The sequence below is a fragment of the Enterococcus sp. DIV0802b genome (assembly GCF_050543535.1).
Lineage (GTDB): Bacteria > Bacillota > Bacilli > Lactobacillales > Enterococcaceae > Enterococcus_D > Enterococcus_D entomosocium.
In genome coordinates this window covers 2,687,942-2,709,471 of record NZ_CP172941.1, presented here as the reverse complement: position 1 = coordinate 2,709,471, position 21,530 = coordinate 2,687,942, and the positions used below count along the sequence as shown (strand labels likewise).

Genomic DNA, 21,530 nt, shown 5'->3' with positions numbered 1-21,530 from the left:
TTTAAACCATCGCAAGAGAAAGCGGGGAAGCATCGCGCTTCTCCGCTTTTTTTAACAATTATGCTAGGAGGAATCTGTTCATGGCTAAAATGACAGTTCAAGATATCGATTTAAAAGATAAAAAAGTTCTTGTACGTGTGGACTTCAACGTTCCATTGAAAGATGGAGTGATCGGAGATGATACACGGATCAAAGCAGCATTACCAACAATCAATTATGTGATCGAAAACGGCGGAAAAGCAATTCTTTTCTCACACTTAGGTCGTGTGAAAGAAGAAGCAGATAAAGCTGGAAAATCTTTAGCGCCAGTTGCGAAACGTCTTGGCGAATTATTAGGCAAAGAAGTAACTTTCATTGATGAAACCCGCGGCGAAAAATTAGAAACAGCGATCAACAACATGCAAGATGGCGATGTCGTTGTTTTTGAAAACACTCGTTTCGAAGACATCGATGGCAAAAAAGAAAGCAAAAACGATCCTGAACTAGGCAAATACTGGGCTTCTTTAGGCGATGTTTTTGTAAATGATGCCTTTGGTACCGCACACCGCGCACACGCTTCAAACGTAGGGATCGCTTCAACAGGTATCCCAACAGTTGCTGGTTTCTTAATGGAAAAAGAAATCAAATTCATCGGGGAAGCAGTCGAAGAACCAAAACGTCCAATGATTGCGATTCTTGGTGGAGCAAAAGTATCTGATAAAATCGGCGTAATCGAAAACTTGATTCCTAAAGCAGACAAAATCTTGATCGGCGGCGGAATGACGTATACGTTCTACAAAGCAAAAGGCATGGAAATCGGTAATTCTCTTGTGGAAGCAGATAAAGTAGAATTAGCAAAAGAATTGATCGAAAAAGCTGGCGATAAATTAGTATTACCAGTTGATTCAATCACTGCTGCTGAATTTTCAAATGATGTCCCAACAGAAGAACATACTGGTGATGTTCCTGAAGGACAAATGGGCTTAGATATCGGACCTGAAACCATCGCTTTGTTTGCTGAAACATTAAAAGGCGCAAAAACAGTCGTTTGGAACGGACCTATGGGTGTGTTTGAAATGTCTAACTTCGCAAACGGTACGATTGGTGTTTGTGAAGCAATTGCCAACCTTGAAGATGCAACAACGATCATCGGTGGCGGTGACTCTGCAGCTGCAGCAGAACAATTAGGGTTTGCTGACAAATTTACCCACATCTCAACAGGTGGCGGTGCCAGCCTTGAATTGCTAGAAGGAAAAACACTTCCTGGCCTAGCTGCGATCAACGATAAATAATCAATGACAAGCCGTGCAAAGAACTTTCTTTGCACGCTTGATAACGAAAAGGAGTGCCAGAACATGCGCAAACCAATTATTGCCGGAAACTGGAAAATGAACAAAACTGCGAAAGAAGCAAAAGAATTTGCTGAAGCAGTCAAAACAAAAATTCCTAGCAACGAGACAGTTGACTCTGTGATCGGTTCGCCAGCTTTATTCTTAGAAACATTAGTGAATGCTGCTGAAGGAACAGAATTAAAAATTGCTGCTCAAAACAGCTATTGGGAAAATGAAGGTGCCTTTACTGGCGAAACTTCACCAGCAGCTTTAGCAGATCTAGGTGTTGACTATGTCATCATCGGCCATTCAGAACGTCGTGAATACTTCCATGAGACAGATGAAGACATCAACAAAAAAGCCAAAGCAATCTTTGCAAACGGCATGATTCCAATCCTATGCTGTGGTGAATCTTTAGAAACCTATGAAGCTGGCAAAACAGCGGAGTGGATCGAAGGACAAATCACTGCTGGCTTAGACGGTTTAACAGACGGTCAAGTAAGTAATCTTGTGATTGCTTACGAACCAATCTGGGCAATCGGTACTGGTAAATCAGCGGATGCAAACATCGCAGACGAAATTTGTGGCGTTGTCCGCAAAACCGTTGAAAAATTATACGGCAAAGAAGTTTCAGATAGCGTGCGTATCCAATACGGCGGTTCTGTAAAACCTGAAAACATTGCTGAATACATGGCAAAAGAAAATGTTGACGGAGCATTAGTTGGCGGCGCAAGCTTGCAAGCTGATTCATTCCTAGCATTATTAGATGCTGTAAAATAATTTCATTTTCATGAAAATAACATTTGCAGAATCGTGATTTTTTCACTACAATTAAGTTGTTCGCAAGGGGTATTCCCCTTAAGATAAAACAAACTCAAAGGAGAGACAAAACATGTCAATTATTACTGATGTTTACGCACGCGAAGTCTTAGACTCACGTGGTAACCCAACTATCGAAGTAGAAGTCTACACAGAATCAGGTGCTTTCGGCCGCGGAATGGTTCCTTCAGGAGCTTCAACAGGTGAACACGAAGCAGTTGAATTACGTGATGGCGACAAAGCTCGTTATGGCGGTAAAGGTGTAACGAAAGCAGTTGACAATGTAAATAACATCATTGCAGAAGCTATCATCGGCTACGATGTACGTGACCAAATGGCTATCGATAAAGCAATGATCGCTTTAGACGGAACTCCTAACAAAGGCAAATTAGGCGCAAACGCGATTCTTGGTGTTTCTATCGCTGTTGCTCGTGCAGCTGCTGATTACCTAGAAGTACCTTTATACCACTACTTAGGCGGATTCAATACAAAAGTATTGCCAACTCCTATGATGAACATCATCAACGGTGGTTCTCACTCTGACGCACCAATCGCTTTCCAAGAATTCATGATCTTGCCTGTAGGCGCACCTACATTCAAAGAAGGCTTACGTTGGGGTACTGAAGTATTCCACGCTTTGAAATCAATCTTGTCTAAACGTGGTTTAGAAACTTCAGTAGGTGACGAAGGTGGTTTCGCTCCTCGTTTTGAAGGAACTGAAGACGGTGTTGAAACAATCTTAGAAGCAATCAAAGCTGCTGGTTTAGAACCAGGTAAAGATGTATACCTAGGATTTGACTGTGCATCATCAGAATTCTACGAAAACGGTGTTTACGACTACTCTAAATTTGAAGGCGAAAACGGCGTAAAACGTACTGCTGCTGAACAAGTTGACTACTTAGAAGAATTAGTTAACAAATACCCAATCATCACTATCGAAGACGGTATGGATGAAAACGATTGGGATGGTTGGAAACTATTAACTGAACGCTTAGGCGACAAAGTTCAATTAGTAGGGGATGACTTGTTTGTTACAAATACTGAAATCCTTGAAAAAGGAATCAAAAACGGTATCGGTAACTCAATCCTTATCAAAGTTAACCAAATCGGTACATTGACTGAAACATTCAATGCTATCGAAATGGCGAAAGAAGCTGGTTACACTGCAGTAGTTTCTCACCGTTCAGGTGAAACAGAAGATTCAACAATCTCTGATATCGCTGTTGCAACAAACGCTGGCCAAATCAAAACTGGTTCTCTTTCACGTACTGACCGTATTGCAAAATACAACCAATTACTACGTATCGAAGACCAACTTGGTGAAGTTGCTGAATACAAAGGCTTGCAAGCTTTCTACAACTTAAAAAATAAATAATCTTTCGATTATTGCTTTGCTCTGAAAGAGCAGCGGTTGATTTAACAGTCAGCTGCTGCGATTTCAGAGCTTTTTTGTTGTCTCGATTCATTCAGTGCAGACAATGACCAATCATTTAAGATAACAGAAGGTAGTCATTTCTTCTTTATTTTCTTTTTCAAAAAAAAGAAATTATAGTTCTGACTTATCAAAATCCTATAATAGAAGAAAATAGTTTTTAGGAGAAAAAAATGGCTTATGATTATTTGATCGTTGGTACAGGTCTTTTTGGCTCAGTTTTTGCTCATGAAGCAGCGAAACGGGGACATACAGTCAAAATGTTGGAAAAACGGACACATATTGGCGGTAATTGTTATACAGAAAAACAAGCAGGAATCGACGTACATAAATATGGTGCGCATATTTTTCATACATCGAGTAAAAAAATTTGGGACTATATCAATCAGTTTACTGAATTCTATCCCTACATTCATGCTCCTATTGCAAACTATCAAGGCGAGCTATATAATCTTCCTTTTAATATGAACACATTTTACCAACTATGGGGAACCAAAAATCCTGCTGAAGCTCGTACCAAAATAATGACTCAAATTGAAAAGACAAGAATAAAAAGACCACGAAATTTAGAAGAACAGGCTCTTTCTTTAGTCGGACCAGACATCTATCATAAGCTGATCAAAGGCTACACTGAAAAACAGTGGGGACGAGAATGTGATCTTCTTCCTTCTTTTATTATCAAAAGGCTGCCGATCCGGTATACCTTTAACAACAATTATTTTACGGATATTTTTCAAGGAATACCTAAATTGGGTTATACACAAATGATTCAAAAAATGCTTACACATCCACTGATTGATGTTTCTTTAGAGACTGATTTTTTTGCAGATCGCACACGACATGAAGCCTCTTCTAAGAACATTGTTTATACTGGAATGATTGATCAATATTTCGATTATTGTTATGGCGAGTTGGCCTATCGGTCTTTACATTTTGAAACTGAAGTCTATAACACGGATAATTACCAAGGAACAGCCGTCATGAACTTTACAGACAGTCAAACGCCCTATACGCGAATCATTGAGCATAAACATTTTTGTCCAGTGGTGTCAAAAAGAACAGTTATCACTAAAGAATACCCGAAAGAGTGGAAGAAAGGAGATATTCCTTACTACCCAATTAACGATCAAAGCAATAATGCATTGTATCGCAAATATGAAAAATTAGCGCAACAGCAAAAAAATTGTTTGTTTGGTGGGCGCCTAGCCAGCTATCGCTATTATGATATGGACGATACGATCGCAGCTGCTTTAAAGCTTGTCCAACAGGAATTTCAAGTGGAGTAACCTCTTCTATTGGAGAGGTTGCTTTTTTTTGTCCCGATTCTGGGACAAAACGTAACTTTTTTACTAGCTATGAAATAATTAGTTATCCTATCTTCTAAATAAATAGGACTTGGGGAAGTTTATAAAACATTTTTACGAAAGGGGAGAAAAATAAACGTAATGAGTAAAAAGAATAATTATCGAAAGTTGTTACGCTCCAATAAAAGTGAACGCTACAAGATGTATAAAAGCGGAAAACATTGGGTCTATGCAACGATCACTTCTTTTACTGGCATTGCTGGATTGAGTATCGCGCCAATCGTGGCACATGCTTCAGAAATCACACCGCCATTAGATGCAAGTAAAGAAGCAAATGCCGAGAATGTCTTGGCAAATAAAACGACGACCAAAATACCGGCTTCATCGACACAAGAAAGTGAAGCTACTTCTCAATCTGAAAGCACACAGCCATCGGATAGTTTTTCTGAATCCGAAAGTATTACCCAGTCACAAAGTGCAACAGAGTCAACTAGTTTAACCGAATCACAGAGTGTGAGTGATTCAGAAATTGAAAACAATGTTACCACTATTGAAGAATCCCAAAGCACTTCTGAATCAATGAGCCTTTCCGAGGAGGAGAGTGTGTCTGAATCAGAGAGTTTGAGTATCTCAGAAAGTACCTCTATTTCAGAAAGTGGTTCGTTGTCGTCAAGTGCATCAGAATCGACTAGTCTATCGATGTCACGATCTACCAGCGTCTCTCATTCAACGTCAGTAAGTCAAAAGAACCCACCAAAACAAACAGTCTCCGAAAAAAATAAAGTAGAATCGCAAAAAGCACAAGATCTCTTTGATCAATTAGTGCCGAAGAAAGTACAAGCGTCGGTTGACACTACAACGAATTCATTAGAGATAGTAGTCAAAGATGGCAATTCACCAAGTACATCTTTGATACGGGCAGCGCAACAATATGCTAGTGCCAATAATTTGATTGCAAGTTTTGCAATTACCACCCAATCGGGGCAGATCATTAAAATCAATGTTTCTGCAGATCCGGATATGGGTCGAGAAGAATTTGAGCAGGCAATCAATGATGGAAATAAAACCAATTCACCTTCTGGGGTAACAGTTGATGTGCCAGACCAAGTGAAGAATAAAGATTTATATAAGCAAACCGCTATTGCTAATGGCACTTATGCCGCAGTTACTGACTGGGCTACCTTAAAAGCAGCATATGGAAATTCTTCGATTACCTATATCGAGGTAACCGCCAATATTACAGCGGCTACCAATGTGGCAACTCGTGATTTGGGTTGGCGCGAAACGAGTGTGATTATTGACGGGAATGGTTTTACAGTCAATATGGCAGGAGCAGCGTTTAATGTAGGGGCAAGTTCTACGGTTCGCGGTTCTATTTTTACGATCACAAATATTAACTTGATTCATTGGCAGTCAGGCACCAATTCAGGAGACAGTGGGACAGGTACAGCGGACGCTGTGATCGATTCAAGGTCGGCAACAGGTGGTTATGGATACTGGTACTTCAATATCGATAATGTCACTCTCGAAGGACGAGATGGTGTTAGCGGAACAGATACTGCTTATCAACCACGACGACTACTGGATGCTGAGGATAGTCAAGTGACATTATCAGGCAAAATCGTTGCCAATGTAAAACAAGAATTGATGCAAATTGGGGAAGTAGCTATCGCTAACGGATCCCATGTAGAGTTGAATCGAACAGCTGGTACCACTGGTTATTCCATGTTTTACTATATGGCCATCCGAGGGAACAATGCGAGTGATACAGGATTCAACCATACCTTTAAAGTAGGTGATGGAGCGACAATTATTGGGAACGAACTTAGTACCTATAATAGTAACAACTATCCCCTTGTCTATTATGGATTTAACTCAATCACTGTTGGAGATGACGTAACCTGGAAACAAGACGGCTTCCAAATGCTCCTTGATTTTTCTCGTTATTCAGGAAGTCAATCAAATGACCGAACTGCAACTTTTGGACAAAATTTACAAATGACGGCTACGCGTACAGTAGGTTCTAACTCGCTGAATGTCACAAATAGAGCGGTTGTTACATTTAATGCAGGAACGGTACTTGATTTGCAACAATGGAATGCCAATACTGTTGTAAACGTTGATTCTGGCGCAACCATTCGCTTTATTTCACCGCGAGCATTGCACTTAGCACGTTTAACTTCTTCAGGAGCTGTTTCGGCTGGCCGATTGATTACAGGTTCGGGAACATTTGTCATGAATAATTCTCAGATTAGTACATGGCAAGGCAGCAGTAGCCAAACCGCTGCTCCAGAAGGAAACCGTAACTTAAAATTCGTAGAGATGACTATTTCAGGTACGACAACCACCATTAAAGATACGGCTGGAAATGTTACTACATCTAATATTGTAGATACTTCTACCCGTGAATTAGCGACTGTTGCTATTGCACCAGGAACTGTAACTGTAAACTATGTTGATCAGTATGGCAATATTATCAAAACTGTTGATATGCCAATTGATCCAGACGTTAATTACATTGGTGAGTATCTTGATTTGCAAACGTTGGAGTATGCCAATGATCTAATGCCTGATAATTATATGTGGGCAATTGGTACTCAAGTCGCTAGTTCTGCGAAAAACGATGGCCAAAGTGGCGGAGATAGTACGACTAATGCCGATAATGGGGATAGTTATGGACAAGCGACAGTTGCGATCGTTCCGATGGAAAACACCAATTATACCTATAATATTTATGTATACGGTGTTGCTAATAATTCGGTTCAGTACCAATATGTTGACGTTAAGACAGGTCAAGTGATTTCTTCTGAGTACATGAATGCTGGTACCGAAGCTTCAGGAACAGATAGAGTTCCTGCAAACTACGGGAATGTTATTGATTGGACCAATAGTTACTATACTTCGACGAATTTACCTCCTGGTTACTATTATGCAACAGGTGCAGTATTAAATGGCAATGTACAGCCTGGATCTACTACAGTAGGAACAGGTGCGAGTCTAACCACTATTTACGTTGTAGCAGATACACAAACAGTCAATGTAACATTTGTTAATTCAGATGGTCGTCCATTACAAAACCAAACTGGCACAGTTGCCATCAATGGGACGACCGGCCAAGAAATAAGTTATGAGGATTTAATTGCGGATTACCTCACTCAAACCGGTTATTATGCAGATCAAACAGGGACATTTGTTTTTGATAATACTAGCAATAATGGTAGTACGACAGATAGTGATCAACAGTTTATTACGATCACTCTCTATCCGTCTTATCAAGAAGTCGGTGTCGTTGGAAATAATCAACCGGAATCAGATCCTGCTACAGGGGAAGCATTTGAGCAAATCCCGGGAACAGTCACTGTTGGAAAATATGGTACTTCTGGCGTTTCAAACGAAAGTATCACTCTTGGTGTAACAGATGCAGATTTAGAGAGAAATGGATATATTTATACGGTTACAGGACCAGATGGAGTAGTCTACAATACATTAGCGGAAGCTATGGCTGCCAATCAAACTTTTGATACCACCAGCAATGGAGCATCTCAAATGGATTCTTCACCTCAGATGTTCACGGTCAATTATGAACAAGATCCGGTATCTTTGTCTACTTCAGAGTCTGTTTCGGGAAGTGAATCATTATCAGAATCCATTATTACTTCTACTTCAGAATCAGAAAGTGTTTCTCTTTCTCAATCGATTTCAGAAAGTGACTCTTTATCAGAATCGATCTCTGTTAGTGATTCAGAATCAATGTCTACATCAATGAGTGAGTCTGTTTCAGTTTCAGAATCAGAGAGTGACTCATTGTCATCGTCTATTTCAGAAAGTGAATCTGATATGAATGATTCGACATCTGAATCATTATCAACATCAATCTCTACTTCAACTTCTTTAAGTGATTCAGAATCGGTTTCGATCTCATTGAGTGACTCAGAATCAGCGTCTCTTTCAACAAGTGAATCTATTTCAGTGTCGGACTCAGAGAGTAACTCGTCATCGACCTCTATCTCAGAAAGTGAATCAATGTCTCTTTCAATTTCGCTTAGTGATTCAGAATCTTTATCAGAATCCCTGTCTGAAAGTATTTCAACATCGATTTCATTGTCGGATAGTGATTCAATGTCAGAAAGCCTTTCAGCATCAGAATCGTTATCCATATCAGCTAGTGTTTCTGAGTCAGATTCAGAAAGTGATAGTTCTAGCTTTAGTGCCTCTGTTTCTGGATCATTGAGTAACAGTACAAGTGATTCTGAAAGTTTATCTTTATCTGAGTCAGTATCAGTTTCACTCTCGCAATCACTCAGTGAATCCACTTCACTGTCATTGTCAGAGAGTGATTCAGTATCAGAAAGTATTTCAGCATCAGAATCATTATCGGTCGCAATTAGTGAATCTGATTCTTCTTCGCTTAGTGAGAGCATTAGTTTCAGCGAATCTATTTCTGATTCATTGAGTGCCAGCATGAGTTTATCAGAAAGTTTATCGGAATCAGACTCGATCTCAAATTCAATTAGTACGTCGATGTCATTGAGCATTAGTGAAAGCAATAGTGAGTCTACTAGCGAATCAGCAAGTTTCAGTGGCAGCACAAGTGTAAGTAACAGTGATTCCACAAGTGTAAGTACGTCAGCTAGTGCATCAACATCTGTAAGTATTAGCGAGTCAATCAGTACCAGCACATCAGTTAGCGATTCATTATCATTAAGTAACAGTGAGTCAATGAGTTTGAGTACCTCGCTTAGTGATTCATCCTCATTGAGTGCCAGCATTTCGACATCATTAAGTGCAAGTGACTCTGCAAGTTATAGCGGCAGTACGAGCGTAAGTAATAGCGATTCGGCAAGCGAAAGTATATCTGCAAGTAATTCACTTTCAGTAAGTATTAGTGAGTCAACAAGTGAAAGTACGTCAATCAGCGATTCATTATCATTGAGTACAAGTGTTTCATCTTCCCTAAGTGCGAGTGAATCAGCAAGCTTTAGCGGTAGCACAAGTGTAAGTAACAGTGATTCGACAAGTGCAAGTACGTCAAGTAGTGAATCAACATCTACAAGTATCAGTGAGTCGACAAGCTTGAGCACCTCGATCAGCGATTCATTATCATTGAGTACAAGTGTTTCATCTTCCTTAAGTGCGAGTGAATCAGCAAGCTTCAGTGGTAGTACAAGTGTAAGCAACAGTGATTCCACAAGCGCAAGTACGTCAAGCAGTGAATCAACATCTGCAAGCATTAGTGAGTCAACAAGCACCAGCACGTCGATCAGCGATTCGTTATCAGTAAGTACAAGTATCAGTAACAGCGAATCAGCAAGTGAAAGTACGTCAATCAGCGATTCTGCATCATTGAGTACAAGCATTTCGACATCCTTAAGTGCGAGTGATTCTGCAAGCTTCAGTGGTAGTACAAGTGTAAGCAACAGTGATTCGACAAGTGCAAGTACGTCAAGTAGTGAATCAACATCTACAAGTATCAGTGAGTCGACAAGCTTGAGCACATCAATTAGTGATTCATCATCATTGAGTACAAGTGTTTCATCTTCCCTAAGTGCGAGTGAATCAGCAAGCTTCAGTGGTAGCACAAGTGTAAGCAACAGTGATTCCACAAGCGCAAGTACGTCAAGCAGTGAATCAACATCTGCAAGCATTAGTGAGTCAACAAGCACCAGCACATCGATCAGCGATTCGTTATCAGTAAGTACAAGTATCAGTAACAGCGAATCAGCAAGTGAAAGTACGTCAATCAGCGATTCTGCATCATTGAGTACAAGCATTTCTGCATCATTAAGTGCGAGTGATTCAGCAAGCTTTAGCGGCAGCACAAGTGTAAGCAACAGTGAGTCCACAAGTACGAGCACGTCGATCAGCGATTCATTATCAGTAAGTACAAGCATCAGTAACAGTGAATCAGCAAGCCTGAGCACATCAGTCAGTGATTCATCATCATTGAGCACAAGCATTTCGACATCCCTAAGTGCGAGTGAATCAGCAAGCTTCAGTGGTAGTACAAGTGTAAGCAACAGTGATTCCACAAGCGCAAGTACGTCAAGCAGTGAATCAACATCTGCAAGCATTAGTGAGTCAACAAGCACCAGCACATCGATCAGCGATTCGTTATCAGTAAGTACAAGTATCAGTAACAGCGAATCAGCAAGTGAAAGTACGTCAATCAGCGATTCTGCATCATTGAGTACAAGCATTTCGACATCCTTAAGTGCGAGTGATTCTGCAAGCTTTAGCGGCAGTACAAGTGTAAGCAACAGTGATTCCACAAGCGCAAGTACGTCATCGAGCGAATCAACATCTACAAGCATTAGTGAGTCAACAAGCCTAAGCACATCGATCAGTGATTCATCATCATTGAGTACAAGTATTTCTTCTTCCCTAAGTGCGAGTGATTCAGCAAGCTTTAGCGGTAGCACAAGTGTAAGTAACAGTGATTCGACAAGTGCAAGTACGTCAAGTAGTGATTCAACATCTACAAGTATTAGTGAGTCGACAAGCACCAGCACATCGATCAGCGATTCGTTATCAGTAAGTACAAGCATCAGTAACAGTGAATCAGCAAGCCTGAGCACATCAGTCAGTGATTCATCATCATTGAGCACAAGCATTTCGACATCCCTAAGTGCGAGTGAATCAGCAAGCTTTAGTGGTAGCACAAGCGTAAGCAACAGTGAGTCGACAAGCGCAAGTACGTCAGTGAGCGAATCAACATCTACAAGCGTTAGTGAGTCAACAAGCTTGAGCACATCAATCAGTGATTCATTATCATTGAGCACAAGCATTTCGACATCCCTAAGTGCGAGTGAATCAGCAAGCTTTAGTGGTAGCACAAGCGTAAGCAACAGTGAGTCGACAAGCGCAAGTACGTCAGTGAGCGAATCAACATCTACAAGCGTTAGTGAGTCAACAAGCTTGAGCACATCAATCAGTGATTCATTATCATTGAGCACAAGCATTTCGACATCCCTAAGTGCGAGTGAATCAGCAAGCTTTAGTGGTAGCACAAGCGTAAGCAACAGTGAGTCGACAAGCGCAAGTACGTCAGTGAGCGAATCAACATCTACAAGCGTTAGTGAGTCAACAAGCTTGAGCACATCAATCAGTGATTCATTATCATTGAGTACAAGTATTTCGACATCTCTAAGTGCGAGTGATTCAGCAAGCTTTAGTGGTAGCACAAGTGTAAGTAATAGTGATTCCACAAGTACGAGCACGTCGATTAGCGATTCATTATCAGTAAGTACAAGCATCAGTAACAGCGAATCAGCAAGTGAAAGTACGTCGATCAGTGATTCACTATCATTGAGTACAAGTATTTCAGCATCCCTAAGTGCGAGTGATTCAGCAAGCTTTAGTGGTAGCACAAGTGTAAGCAACAGTGAGTCCACAAGTACAAGCACGTCGATTAGCGATTCATTATCAGTGAGTACAAGCATCAGTAACAGTGAATCAGCAAGTATAAGCACATCAATCAGTGATTCATCATCATTGAGTACAAGTGTTTCGACATCTCTAAGTGCGAGTGATTCAGCAAGCTTCAGTGGTAGTACAAGTGTAAGCAGCAGTGATTCCACAAGTACGAGCACGTCGATCAGCGATTCATCATCATTGAGCACAAGTATTTCGACATCTCTAAGTGCGAGTGATTCTGCAAGCTTCAGTGGCAGCACAAGTGTAAGTAATAGTGAGTCGACAAGCACCAGCACGTCGATTAGCGATTCAATGTCTGTAAGTACAAGTATCAGTAACAGTGAATCAGCAAGTGAAAGTACGTCAATCAGTGATTCATCATCATTGAGCACAAGTATTTCGACATCTCTAAGTGCGAGTGAATCAGCAAGCTTTAGTGGTAGCACAAGCGTAAGCAACAGTGAGTCGACAAGCGCAAGTACGTCAGTGAGCGAATCAACATCTACAAGCGTTAGTGAGTCAACAAGCTTGAGCACATCAATCAGTGATTCATTATCATTGAGTACAAGTGTTTCGACATCTCTAAGTGCGAGTGATTCAGCAAGCTTTAGTGGTAGCACAAGTGTAAGTAATAGTGAATCAACAAGTACAAGTACGTCGATCAGTGATTCACTATCATTGAGTACAAGTATTTCAGCATCCCTAAGTGCGAGTGATTCAGCAAGCTTCAGTGGCAGCACAAGTGTAAGCAACAGTGAGTCGACAAGCTCAAGTACGTCAGTGAGCGAATCATCATCTACAAGCGTTAGTGAGTCGACAAGCTTGAGCACATCGATCAGTGACTCATCATCACAAAGCACAAGCATTTCGACATCATTAAGTGCGAGCGATTCTACAAGCTTTAGTGGCAGCACAAGTCTAAGCAACAGTGATTCCACAAGTACGAGCACGTCGATCAGCGATTCATTATCTGTAAGTACAAGCATTAGTAACAGTGAATCAACAAGCCTGAGCACATCAATCAGTGATTCATCATCATTGAGTACAAGTGTTTCGACATCTCTAAGTGCGAGTGATTCTGCAAGCTTTAGTGGCAGCACAAGTGTAAGTAATAGTGAGTCGATAAGTACAAGCACGTCGATCAGCGATTCATTGTCTGTAAGTACAAGCATCAGTAACAGTGAGTCGATAAGTACAAGCACATCAATCAGTGATTCATCATCATTGAGTACAAGTGTTTCGACATCTCTAAGTGCGAGTGATTCTGCAAGCTTTAGTGGCAGCACAAGTGTAAGCAACAGTGAGTCCATAAGTACGAGCACGTCGATCAGTGATTCATCATCATTGAGTACAAGTATTTCGGCATCCTTAAGTGCGAGTGATTCAGCAAGCTTTAGCGGAAGCACAAGTGTTAGCAGTAGCGATTCCACAAGTGTAAGTACGTCATTAAGTGATTCATCATCGCTAAGTACAAGTGTAAGCAACAGTGACTCGACAAGTACAAGCACGTCGATCAGCGATTCGTTATCAGTAAGTACAAGTATCAGTAACAGTGAATCAGCAAGTACAAGCACATCAATCAGTGATTCATCATCGCTAAGTACAAGTGTAAGCAACAGTGACTCGACAAGTGCAAGTACGTCGATCAGTGACTCGTTATCTCTAAGCACAAGTACTTCGTTGTCATTAAGTGCGAGCGATTCTACAAGCTTTAGCGGCAGCACAAGTGTAAGTACTAGAGAATCACTAAGTACGAGTACGTCATTGAGTGACTCATTATCAGTAAGTACAAGTATTAGTAACAGTGAGTCAGCAAGTATTAGTACTTCACTAAGTGATTCATCATCATTGAGTACTAGTGGTTTAATGTCACAAAGTGCAAGCGACTCTGCAAGCTACAGCGGTAGCACAAGTACAAGTAATAGTGAATCAACAAGCATTAGTACGTCTGTGAGCGATTCACGGACTAGTGAAAGTCAAAGCTATAGCAGCAGTACTTCAGCCAGCTTGAGCATGAGTACTAGTGTCAGTACTTCGGTTAGTGACTCTGCTTCAATTAGTACAAGTAGCAGTAACAGTGAATCGAATAGTTTGAGTACGTCAATTAGTGATTCACGATCAAGTATGAGTGAAAGTTTTAGCAGCAGTACCTCAGCAAGTATTAGTCTAAGTACTAGTGACAGTACTAGCTACAGTAGCAGCACCTCAGCAAGCATAAGTACAAGTACTAGCGATAGTACAAGTATTAGTAATAGTGCTTCTGAAAGTATGAGTGAAAGCTTGAGTATCAGTACATCAATGAGCGACTCATCGTCAATCAGTGCTAGCTTGAGCAATAGCGATAGTCTTTCAGAAAGCAGATCACTAGCAAGTGAAAGTCAAAGCTACAGTAGTAGTACTTCTGCGAGTCTAAGTCTCAGCACAAGTACTAGCAGTTCATTAAGTGATTCATCGTCAACTAGTGCGAGCGACAGCTACAGTTTGAGTAATAGTTTGAGCCAATTGACAAGTGACTCACTTTCCGAAGGTATTAGTTTAAGTAATAGCCTAAGTAATAGTTTCAGTCAAAGTACTTCAGCTAGCACGAGTTTGAGTTCAAGTACAAGTCTAAGTGAACAATTATCTCAATCAGTCAGTGCCAGCGAGTCACGGAGTGATAGCCTAAGCTATAGCAGCAGCACATCAATTAGTACGAGTGAAAGTAGCAGTACTAGCTTGAGCGAATTACTATCTCGGTCAACCAGTGCCAGTGAATCACGGAGCAATAGCATGAGCCAAAGCACAAGTACTTCGTTGAGTGGCAGCAACAGCTCTAGCTTAAGTTTAAGTGAAATGAACTCTCAATCTAGCAGTGCGAGCGAATCACGGAGTGATAGTGTAAGCAATAGCATGAGCACATCAACCAGTGACAGCTTAAGTTCTAGTACGAGTGTAAGTGATTTACTTTCTAGATCAGAGAGTGCAAGTGAATCTAGAAGTGATAGCCTAAGCTATAGCGGCAGCACGAGCGTAAGTAACAGCTTAAGTTTAAGCGCGAGTCTAAGTGATTTACTATCTAGATCTGAAAGTGCCAGCGAATCACGTAGTTTCAGTACGAGTGATAGTGCAAGCACATCACTCAGCAATAGCGATAGTGCAAGTGATAGCTTAAGCGATCTATATTCAAGATCGAACAGTTCTAGCCTTTCAACCAGTGACAGTACAAGTACAAATGATTCTGTCTCAGCAAGTGCTAGTGAGAGCACCAGCATTTCACAATCTACTAGTACAAGTCTAAGCGAATCGGCATCAATCAGCACATCGCTTAGCGAAAAACAAGAAGTGATTGAATCTCAAAGTGTGAGTGCTTCGACAAGTGATTCACAAAGCTCTAGCACCAGTGAATCAGTTAGCGTCAGCATCAGTACTAGCGAAAGCGAGCGGAATAGTACGGAAGTTACACCTAGCGAATCAACCTCCATTAGCGAAAGCATTAGTACAAGTGAAAGTGTACGAGATTCCGAATCGGTTAGTTCAAGTGACAGTACAAGTTTGAGTCAATCTATGAGTACGAGCGACCAAGCCTCCGCCTCTGAAAGCACAAGCAACAGTTCTAGCATTCGCGATTCTGAGTCTGAAAGCGCAAGTATTTCTACGGAAGAAAGCCGCAGCTTCAGTACAAGTGAGTCGATTTTTGCAAGTGAGAGCACATCAATCAGTCAAAGTGACAGTACAAGTATGAGCGAATCAGCTAGTGAAAGTACCAGCATTAGTGACAGTGAACGTGGTTCAATGTCTGATAGTGCAAGTGTAAGTGATTCGACTTCAACCAGTGACAGTACAAGTGTGAGTGAATCTGTTAGCGAAAGTACCAGCATTAGTGACAGTGAACGTGGTTCAATGTCTGATAGTGCAAGTGTAAGTGATTCGACTTCAGCAAGCGAAAGCCTAAGTGTGAGTGAATCAGCAAGCGAAAGCACCAGCATCAGCGACAGTGAACGTGGTTCAATGTCTGATAGTGCAAGTGTAAGTGATTCGACTTCAGCAAGCGAAAGCCTAAGTGTGAGTGAATCAGCAAGCGAAAGCACTAGCATCAGCGATAGTGAACGTGATTCAATGTCAAATAGTGCAAGTGTAAGTGATTCGACTTCTATCAGTGACAGTACAAGCGTAAGTGAATCAGCAAGCGAAAGCACCAGCATCAGTGATAGTGAACGTGATTCAGTATCACTTAGCGCCGAATCAAGTGATTCAGGGTCAACAAGCGAAAGTCTGAGTGCTAGCAACTCGGCTAGTCAGAGTGAAAGCTTTAGTGCCTCTGATCGAGATTCAGTCTCCATGAGCGCTAGTGAATCAATCAGCGATAGTACCAGCGTGAGTGACTCTGCTTCGCTAAGCACAAGTACAAGTGATATCAACTCTGATATCGTCAGTGAATATCACAGTAATAGCTTGTCTGAGAGTCTATCAGAGCTGCAATCACAATCAACTAGCCAAGATCATTCACTTTCGGCAAGTGAGTCTAACAGCGGCTCTACTTCAACACCATCAAGTTCTGATCAGAACAATGGAGTAAATGGAAATACAATAACGCCAATTGGCAACACAGAAGTAGGGAGTCATACGACCGGTGCAACTGGTTCTACTCTTCCTAAGACTGGCGAATCTGATGCAAGTGGTATTCAAATGTCTCTTGCTGGAATTGCCACGCTGTTAGCTGCTATTGCTTTAATGAAAAAGAAAAAAGATGAAGCAAAGCGTGAAACAGAGTAACTCGTTAGTTTTGTTTTGTGAAGAGCTAGGATAAATTTCCTAGCTCTTCTAAAATGATAAAAGTACTTCTATTAAATAAAAAAGCATCACAGTTAGGCAAACTAACTGTGATGCTTTTTTATTGGCTATGGTTGGCTATGGAAATTCAACATCGAATGAACCATCTTCTGTTTTTACCAACTCGGATAATAATAAATTTCTGACTGCTTCTAGATAAATGGCTTCACGCATTTCAGTAAAAGAACGATGTGCTTCTACTTGAAATTCATAGATGGGGCGATGTTGTCCCCAGTTTCGCCCATTGATGACTGTTTTCAATTGTTGCAGGTTGTCTGATTGTTCGATCCAAAGAGTATCTAAGGCTTTTAAAAGAATGATTCGCTTGAAAAATAGCTGTTGGAAACTATCTGGCATAAATTGTTGAATGTGAATCAAACGCTCTGAAATCAGATCCAATAAAAATTTTTTGACCGTTCGCTTATTAAATTTATCTAGTTTCTCGATTTCAAAAACATCAAAATTATAGTCCAAATTATTAAAGATAAAATCAAGGATCGCTTGTTGATTTAGGTTCTCTTTTTTAGTGGTGAATTGATTGATTGTTTCTTCTATGCATTGATTAATGATGTTTTCTAACTCGACAGGGGTACCTTTCATAATGCTGTTTCTCATGCTGTACATTTTGTCTCTTTGAATGGTAATAATTGAGTCAAATTCTAGCGTCGTTTGACGTCCGGCAATTTCTTGATTTTTGCGATTGCTTTGAGACTGATTGATTAGTTTATTGTATTTTTTCTTTTTTAAGGGCGTGAGATCACTGGATAATTCTTCTTGTTCAGTTAATAATTCTCGTTCGTCGGCGGCCCATTTGGGTGCACTTTCAACCACGATTTTGTCTTCCATAGATACATAGAAAATACTGTCACCCGGATCTCCTTGACGTCCAGAGCGGCCCCGAAGCTGATTGTCAATTCGGTCACTGGTCATCCGCTCAGTTCCTACTACTAATAGACCACCATTTTCCCGTGCGTCTTCTTCCAGTTTAATATCTGTACCACGCCCAGCCATTGAAGTAGCCACAGTTACGGCACCTTTTTTACCAGCTTCTGAGATGATCCAGGATTCCTTGGTCGCTGTTGTAGCGTTTAAAAGATTATGAGGGATTCGATGCTTTAAGAGAATCAGGGAGTATAACGTCGACATTGAGACTGATCCTGTCTCAATCAATACGGGGCGTTCTTGCGTCAAAGCATTTCTTACTGCTTCTAAAGAAGCCATGATTTTCGACTGATTGGTCACATAGACCAGATCCTGATGATCTTTTCGGCGAATGGGTTTATTTGTCGGGATTTCGATTACGTCAATATCATACGTTTCTCGAAATTCGTCGGCGTCTGTTTTGGCAGTACCAGTCATTCCGGACAAAATTTTAAATTTTCGGAATAGGTTTTGGTAGGTAATGGAGCCCATGGATCGGCTCTCTGTAGTAATCTCTACGCCTTCTTTCGCTTCGATTGCTTGATGAAGGCCAGCTTGTAGTTTTGTTCCAATCAGCTTACGTCCATTTGCTTCATCAAGCAAAAGAATCTCGTTGTCCTCCACAACATAGTCTTTGTTTAAGTGTAAGAGATAATTGGCCCGTAAGGCAATGACTAAATGACGGTAAAGACTTTTCCATTTTTCTGAAAGAATAGTTTCAATACCTAAGTAGTCTTCGGCTTTTTTTATGCCTGCTTCTGTAAACCAAGCGTGACGTTTGTTTTCACTTCTCATAAAGTCTTTACCTTCAATCAAGCTTTTCACAAACCAATCAGATAGCGTAAAAAAATTTGACTGAACTTTGGGTGCTCCTGAAATGATCAATGGCGTTTGCGCCATATCAAGTAATATTGCATCGATTTCATCTATCAGTACATAATTGAAGTGGGTGACATATTGTTCGTCTGGAGAAACAGCCAAGTTGTCAAATAAATAGTCAAAGCCCAGTGCGCTATGCGTCGTATAGACGATGTCTGCTGCATAGACCACCTCTTTATCGATTTCTTCTCCTTCATCTTCATGTTCAGGAACACCTGCAGCCACGGATAGTCCTAGAAAACGATAGACTTTTCCCGTTTCTTCAATATCTCGCAAGGCTAAATACGTATTAGAAGTAATCAAGAAATTGCCTTTGCCTCCCAGACCATGTAAATACATCGGCATGGTTGCGGACAATGTTTTTCCTTCTCCGGTTTTCATTTCAGCAACATTGCCGTAAAAAAGAGCAATTGCGCCAAGAATTTGAACAAAATAAGGCTCCATTCCCAAGACACGACGGTCTGCTTCGACAACGACAGCATAGGCTTGCGGGAGTAAACTCTCCAGTTTTTTGCCCTGTTCGAGTTGTTGTCGAAAATGAATGGTTTGCATTTGCAATTCTTGATCTGATAATTGCCGATAGTTTTCTGCTAGACTTTGAACTTTTCTCGCCAACCGAATATACTTGCGAAACTTTTTATCTTTCATTTTTTTGTTCCTCCTTTCAAAAACTTATATTGCTTGTGGCTTAAGCTTAATCAGCAATGCTTTCTAATTTAGCACGAATCATGACGTCGTCTAGGTCAAAAAGATATTCCCTCATCAAATCATTGGCTTCTAAAAAAAAGACGATCTTTCCCTTCTGAGTAACTAGTTTCATCTTTCTTGATGCAATAAGTGGTTCTTTGTTTTGATCCAGCAGCGCTTCACCAGAACTTGTTACGAAGTGAAGTGAAAACGTATAGGTTTTGGTGCTATCCATATTATAGTAGGGAAATTCACCGTGATAGATGGACTCTTGATCAACTGCTTCCAAAGAGTCATCAGTCCGCAAAACGACAGCTTTTAGGTTTAACTTAGGCGTCGGTTCATTGTCAGGGACCCTAGATTCTGTAGTCGGTGTTTCGTTGACTGTTAAATTTTCTTTCAAAAAAAAGATACCTCCTAAGAGCAAAACGAGAGGTATGATGACTTCAATTAGTTTTTTCATAGTAAAGACCTTCTTTTGGGGGCTATTTCTCAGGAAATTCTCCCTTTTTTTCTTTTCCAATCCTTGTATTTCTCTGATGACCATTTAAAGTGAGTAGTTTTTACTTATTTGAATTTAAAACGATGATACCACAATGACCAACCTCACCTTTTCCTTTTTTTTTTTTATTTCAACAAAAAACAAGTACAAAAGGCAATTTTAAACCTGTTACTATTTTGTTAAACCTTGCAGATTAAAAAAAAGTAAGAAAATTGGAGATGAAAATGAAGAATCAAAAAGAACTCATTCGAAGAATAATCGCGAGCTTTTTCCTTTTGTTCATTGTTGAGATAGGTAAGCATATCCAGGTTCCTTTTTTTATTTCAGAAAAGATACCAGAGGAATCAACTAGTTTGATTCTGAAATTTTTAGCGACATCAACCGGTGGGAATTTTACTGTTCCAACGCTTTTTTCTTTAGGGATGGGCCCGTATATGACTGCCCTGATCATCTGGACAACGATCAGCATGATTGATACAGAAAGTATCGGAAATCTTTCCACCAAACGAATTGGGTATATTCAACGCAGTTTGACTCTTTTATTTGCTATCCTTCAAAGTTGCGCACTGGTTTTAAAATTTCGTTCCTCAATGATTGATCAAAAAGCAATTGGAGGCTCTATTGTCCTGTTGTTTTTAGGAGCAGTTCTTCTTTTGACGGCTGGGGGATTGTTCGTTGCATGGCTAGCTGATATCAACATTGATAAAGGAATTGGAGGTCAAAGTCTGTTTATTGTTCCAGGTTTACTGATGAATATCCCAGCTATGTTAATTTCGGGACAAACAGAATCCGTTCATTTAAGTCAAAACTTTATTATCGGGTTAGTTATGGTGACCTTAGTTTTTATTAATCTCACACTCTTCCTGTACAATGCAGAATACCGTATCAATATTGAACGGACAGGTATCGACAGTCGCTTTAACAATTCATATATTCCTATTCGACTTTTACCTGCCGGGGCAATGCCTTTCATGTTTGCAGTAACCGTCTTTTCAATGCCACAGCTTTTACTATTGAACGAAAAGTGGGGAGACACAGGCTTTTCAAATTTTATTACGACTTACTTTTCCTTTAATAATGTGCGGGGTATTTTCACTTATGGTCTGATTCTCTATGTTTTAGGTTACGGATTTAGTTTTATAAATGTTCGACCATACGATATAGCCAAAAATCTAAAAGAGACGGGAGATTACATTTTAAATGTTGCTCCTGGCAAACAGACAGAGCGATATATATTGAAGCGTTTATCAACCGTTGCATTACTTGGCAACAGTTATCTTGTGATCGTTTCAATGATTCCCTTGTTGATTGGATTGCAAAATCAAATCATTTCCAACTTAGCTTTTTATTTCGGAAGTATTTTTATGTTGATCATCATTTTAGAAACTATCACAAATGAAATACGGTTCCTCTTTTCCAGACATACTTACCGGATTTTTTAGAGGATGTTAGGA

The 21,530-nt window shown here is 40.4% G+C and carries 8 protein-coding genes; 6 read left to right on the top strand and 2 right to left on the bottom strand.

The window, feature by feature from the left end:
* Nucleotides 1-80: 80 nt before the first annotated feature.
* The 5 genes from IGJ12_RS12625 to IGJ12_RS12605 all read left to right on the top strand — a co-directional run bounded on the left by IGJ12_RS12625 (nucleotide 81) and on the right by IGJ12_RS12605 (nucleotide 17,030).
* Nucleotides 81-1,271 (top strand): phosphoglycerate kinase, encoded by a 1,191-nt coding sequence (locus IGJ12_RS12625; protein WP_008380859.1) that lies wholly within the window; start codon nucleotides 81-83, stop codon nucleotides 1,269-1,271.
* Between the two features lie 63 nt (nucleotides 1,272-1,334).
* Nucleotides 1,335-2,090 (top strand): triose-phosphate isomerase, encoded by a 756-nt coding sequence (gene tpiA / locus IGJ12_RS12620; protein WP_008380860.1) that lies wholly within the window; start codon nucleotides 1,335-1,337, stop codon nucleotides 2,088-2,090.
* A 112-nt stretch (nucleotides 2,091-2,202) separates the two neighbouring features.
* A complete protein-coding gene (eno, locus tag IGJ12_RS12615) occupies nucleotides 2,203-3,504 on the top strand; it encodes a surface-displayed alpha-enolase (protein WP_005234360.1) in 1,302 nt (433 codons plus the stop codon).
* Nucleotides 3,505-3,734: 230 nt separating this feature from the next.
* Nucleotides 3,735-4,847, top strand: coding sequence for a UDP-galactopyranose mutase (glf, locus tag IGJ12_RS12610; RefSeq protein WP_005234362.1), 1,113 nt, complete (start codon nucleotides 3,735-3,737; stop codon nucleotides 4,845-4,847).
* Between the two features lie 159 nt (nucleotides 4,848-5,006).
* Nucleotides 5,007-17,030, top strand: coding sequence for a KxYKxGKxW signal peptide domain-containing protein (locus IGJ12_RS12605; RefSeq protein WP_430619085.1), 12,024 nt, complete (start codon nucleotides 5,007-5,009; stop codon nucleotides 17,028-17,030).
* Nucleotides 17,031-17,165: 135 nt separating this feature from the next.
* Here IGJ12_RS12605 and secA2 read toward each other — a convergent pair whose 3' ends face one another.
* Nucleotides 17,166-19,535 (bottom strand): accessory Sec system translocase SecA2, encoded by a 2,370-nt coding sequence (gene secA2 / locus IGJ12_RS12600; protein WP_430619084.1) that lies wholly within the window; start codon nucleotides 19,533-19,535, stop codon nucleotides 17,166-17,168.
* Between the two features lie 46 nt (nucleotides 19,536-19,581).
* Entirely contained in the window at nucleotides 19,582-19,977 is a 396-nt protein-coding gene (locus IGJ12_RS12595) for a hypothetical protein (RefSeq protein WP_225869310.1), read from the bottom strand.
* 323 nt (nucleotides 19,978-20,300) lie between these two features.
* On the opposite strand from IGJ12_RS12595, the gene IGJ12_RS12590 reads away from it, so the two are divergent.
* Nucleotides 20,301-21,518 carry an accessory Sec system protein translocase subunit SecY2 gene (locus IGJ12_RS12590; protein ID WP_430619083.1) on the top strand — a complete coding sequence of 406 codons (1,218 nt, stop codon included), beginning with the start codon at nucleotides 20,301-20,303 and terminating at the stop codon, nucleotides 21,516-21,518.
* Nucleotides 21,519-21,530 lie beyond the last annotated feature (12 nt).

What these genes read in the sequence shown, in the direction of transcription:
- IGJ12_RS12625 (WP_008380859.1), top strand. Translation starts at nt 81, where the DNA reads ATGGCTAAAATGACAGTTCAAGATATCGATTTAAAAGATAAAAAAGTT.
- tpiA (WP_008380860.1), top strand. Translation starts at nt 1,335, where the DNA reads ATGCGCAAACCAATTATTGCCGGAAACTGGAAAATGAACAAAACTGCG.
- eno (WP_005234360.1), top strand. Translation starts at nt 2,203, where the DNA reads ATGTCAATTATTACTGATGTTTACGCACGCGAAGTCTTAGACTCACGT.
- glf (WP_005234362.1), top strand. Translation starts at nt 3,735, where the DNA reads ATGGCTTATGATTATTTGATCGTTGGTACAGGTCTTTTTGGCTCAGTT.
- IGJ12_RS12605 (WP_430619085.1), top strand. Translation starts at nt 5,007, where the DNA reads ATGAGTAAAAAGAATAATTATCGAAAGTTGTTACGCTCCAATAAAAGT.
- secA2 (WP_430619084.1), bottom strand. Translation starts at nt 19,535, where the DNA reads ATGAAAGATAAAAAGTTTCGCAAGTATATTCGGTTGGCGAGAAAAGTT.
- IGJ12_RS12590 (WP_430619083.1), top strand. Translation starts at nt 20,301, where the DNA reads ATGAAGAATCAAAAAGAACTCATTCGAAGAATAATCGCGAGCTTTTTC.